General features: G+C 68.4%; 8 protein-coding genes. 2 read left to right on the forward strand and 6 right to left on the reverse strand.

Annotated features, from left to right (window positions below):
• Positions 1–101: 101 nt before the first annotated feature.
• The 3 genes from ACAM49_RS37160 to ACAM49_RS37170 all read right to left on the reverse strand — a co-directional run bounded on the left by ACAM49_RS37160 (position 102) and on the right by ACAM49_RS37170 (position 1,574).
• Positions 102–383 (reverse strand): acylphosphatase, encoded by a 282-nt coding sequence (locus ACAM49_RS37160; RefSeq protein ID WP_369640217.1) that lies wholly within the window; start codon positions 381–383, stop codon positions 102–104.
• Positions 380–844 carry an OsmC family protein gene (locus tag ACAM49_RS37165; RefSeq protein ID WP_369640218.1) on the reverse strand — a complete coding sequence of 155 codons (465 nt, stop codon included), beginning with the start codon at positions 842–844 and terminating at the stop codon, positions 380–382. The genes ACAM49_RS37160 and ACAM49_RS37165 overlap by 4 nt, the downstream gene beginning before the upstream one ends.
• 70 nt (positions 845–914) lie before the next feature.
• Positions 915–1,574: an HAD family hydrolase gene (locus ACAM49_RS37170; protein ID WP_369640219.1), complete on the reverse strand. Its 660-nt coding sequence runs from the start codon at positions 1,572–1,574 to the stop codon at positions 915–917.
• Between the two features lie 182 nt (positions 1,575–1,756).
• On the opposite strand from ACAM49_RS37170, the gene ACAM49_RS37175 reads away from it, so the two are divergent.
• Positions 1,757–2,944 (forward strand): cytochrome P450, encoded by a 1,188-nt coding sequence (locus ACAM49_RS37175; protein ID WP_369640220.1) that lies wholly within the window; start codon positions 1,757–1,759, stop codon positions 2,942–2,944.
• A 225-nt stretch (positions 2,945–3,169) separates the two neighbouring features.
• Here ACAM49_RS37175 and ACAM49_RS37180 read toward each other — a convergent pair whose 3' ends face one another.
• Genes ACAM49_RS37180 through ACAM49_RS37190 form a run of 3 tightly spaced genes read right to left on the reverse strand, consistent with a single transcriptional unit; the run spans position 3,170 to position 6,536 of the window.
• Complete coding sequence (locus ACAM49_RS37180) at positions 3,170–3,871, reverse strand: response regulator (protein WP_369640221.1); 702 nt, start codon at positions 3,869–3,871, stop codon at positions 3,170–3,172.
• Complete coding sequence (locus ACAM49_RS37185; protein ID WP_369640222.1) at positions 3,868–6,387, reverse strand: ATP-binding protein; 2,520 nt, start codon at positions 6,385–6,387, stop codon at positions 3,868–3,870. Before ACAM49_RS37185 ends, ACAM49_RS37180 begins: the two co-directional genes overlap by 4 nt.
• The gene (locus ACAM49_RS37190; protein ID WP_369640223.1) at positions 6,384–6,536 is read right to left on the reverse strand and encodes a hypothetical protein; all 153 of its coding nucleotides are present in this window, start codon (positions 6,534–6,536) and stop codon (positions 6,384–6,386) included. The genes ACAM49_RS37185 and ACAM49_RS37190 overlap by 4 nt, the downstream gene beginning before the upstream one ends.
• Positions 6,537–6,745: 209 nt before the next feature.
• Here ACAM49_RS37190 and ACAM49_RS37195 point away from each other — a divergent pair.
• Positions 6,746–7,441 (forward strand): serine/threonine-protein kinase (locus ACAM49_RS37195; RefSeq protein WP_369640224.1); only part of this gene is annotated, 696 nt, incomplete at its 3' end.

Below are 7,441 nucleotides of genomic sequence, written 5' to 3' on the forward strand. Positions count from 1 at the left end.
TCGGAGGGGTGTGCGGGGTCGGGGGAGTTGCGGTCCGGGGTGTTGTCCGGGCCACCGGGGCGGTCACTGGGCATTGGTCGACTCCGTGGGCTTGCCGCTCGCTAGCGTTCTTCGAATCCTGACATGCCGCCCTGGGCGGTGTTCCAGTCTTCCACCACCAGGTTTACCCGGCCCGGTGTAGTACCGGAACGTAGCAGGTCGAGGAGCGTTTCGCAGCGATCGCGGGGTCCTTCGGCGACGACGTGCACGCGGCCGTCGCGATGATTGCGGGCGTAGCCGGTCAGGCCCAGCTCCAGGGCGCGCGATCGGGTCCACCAGCGGAACCCGACACCCTGGACGAAGCCGTGCACCCAGGCGCTGAGCCGAACCGTCTCCGAACTCATTCGTCGATTCGGAAGGTCAGGTTGACGGTGGTCCCGGCCTTGAGGGTGCGGCCGACCGTGCACACCTTGTCGACGGCGCGCTGCGCGGCGACGATCAGGCGCTCGCGCGCTTCGGGTTCGAGCTCGCTGAGGTCGAGTTCGAAGGACTCGGCGAGCTCCGGGTACACCTCGTTCTCGCGGTCGGCGTCGCCGGAGACGCGCACGGTGGCGTCGAAGCTGTCGCCGAGGCGGCGCGAGAGGGTGAAGTCGGCGCTGAGCCCGGTGCAGCCCGCGAGCGCGATCTTGAGCAGCTCACCCGGCGTGAACGCGCCCGGCACGCCAGCGGAGGCGATCAATACCTCGCCGCCGCGGTTGTTGCGGCCGGTGTAGGCGCGGGTGCCGGTGCGTTCGGCCCACAGCTCGACCGGCTCGGCGGCCGGGTCTACGGTAGCGGTCTGCGGTGCGGCGGTCTGTTCGGACATAGGAAGATCCTCCCATTGAGTCACCCGGGACAACCATCTGGTTGCCGCTCGATTCGGAACGTCGAGGCCGTCAGCGGAATTCCGCCACCAGCTCCGGTGTGACGTCCTTCAGGCTGTCGGCTACGGCCGAGGCCAGCGCGATGGCGTCGGCGGCGGGCGGGTACTTCGGATGCGGCACGGCCATGACCGTCATCCCCGCGGCGTGCGCGGCGCGCAGGCCATTGCTGGAATCCTCGATAGCCACACACAGTCCCGGGTCGATGCCGAGCCGCGCGGCCGCCTCGAGATACCCGTCGGGTGCGGGCTTGCCGCGCTCCACCTCCTCGGTCGAGACCGTGGCGGCGAACAGTTGGGTGACTCCCATGTGGTCCAGGACCACGTCGATGAGCCGCCGCGGCGAGGAACTCGCGAGCCCCAGCGTGTAATCGGCCGACAACCGGCGCACGGTGTCCACGGCATCGGGCATGAGCGGCAGGTGCTCGGCGTAGCGAGCGGCCATGCGCGAGATCACATCCTCGGCCACCTCGTCGGGCGTGCGGCGGCCGCCGAGCAGATCCTTGCTGGTGTACTCCGACCATTCGGCGGTGCTCATCCCCATGAACCGATCCTGAGTGTCGGGCAGCCACCGCCCGTCCAGCTCGGCGATGTACTCGCGCCGCACCTCCTCCCAGATGGGCTCGGTATCGATGAGCACACCGTCCATGTCGAACACGATCGCGGCAATCGGCATGGCCTCCATGGTGGTTCATCACCCTGCGTGCGGGGGACGGGGGTCCCCGCGAACTCGCTGACATCGTGTCCACTGACTGGGATGTTTGTCAGTAGCGGGTTTTCAAGGGCCGCTTACCCGATTAGCGTCCAAAATGAAAGACGCAGACCCGCAAGTGAATACCGAGGTGAACCGTGGGCGCGGTGACCGACATCTACGATCCCGATCTCTACGTGGCGGGGCCGATCCACGAGATCTTCGCCGAGCTGCGGCGCACCGATCCCGTGCACTGGCAGGAGATGCCGGGGGAGCCGGGGTACTGGGCGGTCCTCAAGCACGCCGATGTGGCTCACGTGGCACGCAATCCGCAACTCTTCTCGGCCGAGCAGCAGGGCGTGATCCTGGAGAATCAGCCGCCCGAACGGCTCGAGCAGACCCGCAACATGCTGCTCATGATGGATCCGCCGCGGCACACCGATTACCGGCGGCCGCTGGCCGAGCATTTCAAGGCCCGGGTGATCGGCGAACTGGAGGACACCATCCGGGGGCTGACCCGCGCGCTGCTCGACAGCGTCGACGGCGAGGTGGAATTCGTCCACGAGGTGGCGGGCGTGCTGCCCAGCCAGGTGATCGGCGGCATGTTCGGCATTCCGGCCGAGGACTGGCCGAGCATCCGGCGCTGGGCCGAACAGTCGGTGAGCCAGCAGGATCCGGAGCTGGTCGGCGATTTCGACGTCACCGCCGAACTCACCAATATGGCCATCTATGCCATCCAGTTCTCCATGGCCCGGCGCGCGGCCCCGCCACGCGAGGACATCACCTCGCTGATCCTGGCGGGCGCGTTCGGTGGAAAACCCATGTCGGACTTGGAGTTCGGCAGTTTCTTCACCCAGCTGGTGACCGCGGGCAACGACACCACCAAGACCATGCTGTCCTCGGGCCTGGAACTGCTGCTGCGGCACCCGGACCAGCTGGCCGCCCTGCGCGAGAACCCGGCCCTGATTCCCGGTGCGGTGGAGGAGATCCTGCGCTACGCCAACCCGCTGCACTACTTCCGCCGCACCGCCACCGCCGACACCGAGATCCGCGGCGTCCCCATCAAGGCGGGCGACAAGGTGGCGATGTGGTACACCTCCGCCAACCGCGACGAGGACGTCTTCGCCGACGCCCAGCGCTTCGACATCCGCCGAAACCCCAACCCCCACTTGTCCTTCGGCCTCGCACAGCACTTCTGCCTCGGTGTGCACCTGGCGCGACTCGAGGGTCGCGTGTTCTTCGAGGAGCTGCTGACCCGCTTCCCGAAGATCGAGCAGACCGGCGACTCCCGCCGCATCCGCTCGAACCTGAACAACGGCCTCAAATCCCTTCCCCTCCGAATGTTCGGGCGCTGATCACCGGCCCGACGCCGGGCCGTTACCCCCACCCGCGACCCTTTCCGTGATCCACCGCACCACCCGCGTTGCCTCGGACCCCCACAAACTCGACGCCGTGAATCCGAACCCACGGCGACCCTGCCGAGCCAAAGGGTCCTACCAAGATCAGGGAGCTCTCAGCGTGGAATTCTGTCCGATTCCGCGCGGTGAGAGCTCCCTGATCTTCTTTGCCTGGGCGGGGGATTACGACTGGAAGCGGTAGCCCATGCCGGCCTCGGTGAGCAGGTGCTTGGGCTGGGAGGGGTCGTCCTCGAGTTTGCGGCGTAGTTGGGCGAGATACACACGCAGGTAGTGGGTTTCGGTGGCGTAGGACGGGCCCCAGACCTCGCGGAGGAGTTCGCGGCGGCCGACCAGTTTGCCCTGGTTGCGGACCAGCATTTCCAGGACGCCCCATTCGGTGGGGGTCAGGTGGACGTCGTGGCCGTGGCGGATGACCTTCTTCGCGGCGAGATCGACTGTGAAGGAGGCGGTTTCGATGACCGGTTCGGCGGTGTCGGCGGTATTGGCGGAGCGGCGGGCGGCGGCGCGCAGGCGGGCCAGCAGCTCGTCCATGCCGAAGGGTTTGGTGACGTAGTCGTCGGCGCCGGCGTCGAGGGCCTCCACCTTGTCGGAGGAGTCGGTGCGGGCGGACAGCACGATGACCGGGGCGGTGGACCAGCCGCGCAGGCCGGCCAGCACCTCGATGCCGTCCATATCGGGCAGGCCGAGGTCGAGAATGATGACGTCGGGATGCTTCTCGGCGGCCGCGCGCAGGGCAGCGCCGCCATTGGCCGCGGTGGTCACCTCGTATCCGCGGACCGACAGATTGATGCGCAGGGCGCGCAGGATCTGTGGTTCGTCATCGACCACAAGCACTTTGGTCGGCGCTGCCGCCGCGTTCGTCACCCGTTCTCCTCTTCCGTGCCCGCGGGGTCGTCGCCCGCGGGCAGATCGATCACCATGGTCAGGCCGCCGCCGGGGGTGGGCTCCGCGTGCACGGTGCCGCCCAGCGCGTCCACAAAACCGCGTACGACCGACAACCCCAGTCCCACGCCGGTGGAATTGTCACGATCTCCGAGCCGCTGGAACGGCTCGAACAGCTGATCCTCCTGGCCCGAGGGGACGCCCGGACCCGTGTCGACCACGGTAATCGCCACCCGCTCGCCGACCTGCTCGGCGGCCACCCGAACCACTGAATCCCGCGGCGAGTAGCGCACCGCGTTGTCGATGAGATTGGCCAGGACCCGTTCCAGCAGACCGGGATCCGAGCACACCGAGACGGCGTCGACATCCACCTTCACCCGGTCCATGGTGGTGCGGCGCATGCCGCGGGTGCCCATGCCCATGAGCGCGTGGTGCACCACCTCGTCCAGGTACACCTTGCGCATCTGCGGCTTGATCACCCCGACCGCCAGCCGCGAGGAGTCCAGCAGATTGCCGACCAGCGCGGTCAGCTGATCCACGGATTCCTCGATGGTCTCCAGCAATTCGGCGGTGTCCTCGGGGGAGAACTCGACATCGTCGCTGCGCAGGCTCGACGCGGCGGCCTTGGCGGCGGCCAGCGGGGTGCGCAGGTCGTGGCTGACCGCGGACAGCAGGGCGCGGCGCAGCTTGTCGGCCTCCATGACCGCCTGCGCGGCGCTGGCCTCCTCCTGCAGCTGGGTCTGATGCACCAGTCCCGCGGCCTGATTCGCGACCGCGCCCAGCACCAGGCGGTCTCCGGAGGTCACCGGACGCCCGCGCAGCAGCAGCCAGTGCATGTCATCGCCTGCCTCCAATGCGGTGAGCGAATCGTCGACCTTGGACGGCGGGTTCTCGCCCGCCGAGGCGATCACCTCGCCGTCGGCGATCAGGCTGACCGCCTCCTGACCCCAGGTCTCGCGGGCGCGCTCGAGCAGATCCTGCAGATCCGCGCCGTGCAGCACCGAGCCCGCGAACAGGGCGAGCAGTTCGGCCTGCCGGGAAGCCTTGCGCGCCTCCCGGGTTCGCTTGGCCGCCACGTCCACCAGCGCCGCGACCGCGACGGCCACGATCAGCAGCACCACGATGGTGAGGAAATTGTCGAGCTGGTCGATGGTCAGGCTGTAGCGCGGTTCGGTGAAGAACCAGTTCAGCAGGATGCCCGACAGAATCGCCGACAGCGCCGCCGGGGCGACGCCGCCCAGCAGCGACACCGCGATGACGCCGATGAAGAACAGCGCGCTCTCACCGCTGAGATCCAGCAGATTGTCGAGCCAGAAGTAGTTGATCGCGCAGATCAGCGACGGCACCAGCAGCGCCGCCGCCCACGAGCCGATCTTGCGCTCGCCGCGGGTCAGCGAGGACCACCGGAATCCGCTGCCGGTATTGGATGCCTCGTGGGTCACCATGTGCACGTCGATCTTGCCGGACTCCTGCACCACGGCCGCGCCGATGCCCTCGTCGAGCATGCGGGCCCAGCGGGAGCGCCGGGAGGTGCCCAGCACCAGCTGGGTGGCATTGACCTGGCGCGCGAAATCCAGCAGCGCCGAGGGCACGTCCTCGCCGGTGACGGTGTGCAGGCTGGCGTCGAGGCTGGTGGCCAGGTCGCGCAGCCGGGCCAGGCGCTGCGAGGACACCCCGGCCAGGCCGTCACCGCGCACGATGTGCAGCACGATCAGCTCGGCGCTGGACTTGGCGGCGATGCGGCTGGCGCGGCGCACGATGGTCTCGGATTCCGGGCCGCCGGTCACCGCCACCACGACCCGTTCGCGGGCCTCCCAGGTCTTGGTGATCTTGTGGTCCGCACGGTATTTGGCGAGGGCGGCGTCCACCTGATCGGCCAGCCACAGCAACGCGAGTTCGCGCAGCGCGGTCAGGTTGCCGGGGCGGAAGTAGTTGCGCAGGGCGGCGTCGACCTTCTCGGCGGCGTAGACATTGCCGTGGGACATCCTGCGGCGCAAGGCTTCCGGCGTGATGTCGACCAGCTCCACCTGATCCGCGGAGCGAACCACCCAGTCCGGCACGGTTTCCCGCTGCACGATGCCGGTGATCTGCTCGACCACGTCGTTGAGGCTCTCGAGGTGCTGCACGTTCACCGTGGACACCACGTCGATGCCCGCGTCCAGCAGTTCCTGCACGTCCTGCCAGCGCTTCTCGTTCTTGCTGCCCGGCACGTTGGTGTGCGCGAGTTCGTCGACCAGCACCACGGCCGGTCGACGCCGCAGCACGGCCTCGGTATCGAGTTCGGGCATCGTGGTCCCGCGGTACTCGACCATTTTGGGCGGGATGCGCTCGATGCCGCCGAGCATCTCGGCGGTCTTGGAGCGGCCGTGCGTCTCGACGACCGCCGCGACCACGTCGCGGCCGCGTTCGATCCGGCGCTGCGCCTCGGACAGCATCGAATAGGTCTTGCCCACACCGGGGGCAGCGCCGAGGTAGATGCGTAGTTGGCCGCGTTTCACTCGTCCATCATCGCGCGAGGTGCGCGGATGCCCTGCTGCGCCGTGCGGACGGGAACGCTTTTGTCTCCGGCGGCGGCCAGGGCGCGCAGCGTCAGTGCGCAGGCGAGGAACCCGAGGATCACCATCAGGGTGACGGCGATGTGCGGCACGGCTTCTCCTTACATTCTCACGGTTGCGTGGCACTCCACTTCATACCTGCTGTACAGGGCGGATGATCGATCCTGACGGTTTCTTTACGGCCGTGTCCCGCGCTGTTGACGGCATTTGATCAGGTTGGAAAAGACCACGGGGCGGGTTGGATCGGACCGTCCGGTACGAGATCTCGCGTGGCGGGGGCGGCGACCTTAAGCTGCACACCGTGAGTTCCGGGCGGGCAATGGTCGACGGGCGTTTCGAGTTGATCGAGCCCCTCGGTAGCGGCGGTATGGGCACGGTGTGGCGCGCCTACGACATCGCGCTGCATCGCGAAGTGGCGTTGAAAGAGGTGCGCGCCCAAGGCGACGAGGGCAGCAACGCGGAAGTACAGCGCGAGCGCGTGCTGCGCGAGGCCCGCGCCTTGGCCCGCATCACCCACCCGAACGTGGTGGCCATCCACCACATCGTGGACACGCCCGCCGAGCAGCATCCGTGGATCGTCATGGAACTGGTCGCGGGCGGCTCGCTCGCCGACCGCATGGCCGACGGACCGATGCCGCCCGCGCAGGCCGCCTGGATCGGCCGCGGAATCCTGGCCGGACTGCGCGCCGCCCACGCGGTCGGTGTCCTGCACCGCGACGTGAAACCCCCGAATGTGCTGCTGCGCACCGACGGATCCCCCGTCCTCACCGACTTCGGCATCGCCGCCGTCAACGACCTGACCGGCCTCACCTCCACCGGCAGCGTTGTCGGCTCCCTGCCCTACGTCGCCCCCGAACGCCTCCAGGGCCACGAGGGCAACCCGGCGTCGGACCTCTGGTCCCTGGGCCTGGTCCTCTTCGCCGCCGTCGAGGGCTACCAACCCATGCGCCGCGACACCGACGTCTCCACCCTCGCCGCCGTCCTCATGGGCGCCGTC

The organism is Nocardia sp. JMUB6875 (assembly GCF_041154655.1).
In the GTDB taxonomy this organism is placed as follows: Bacteria; Actinomycetota; Actinomycetes; order Mycobacteriales; family Mycobacteriaceae; genus Nocardia.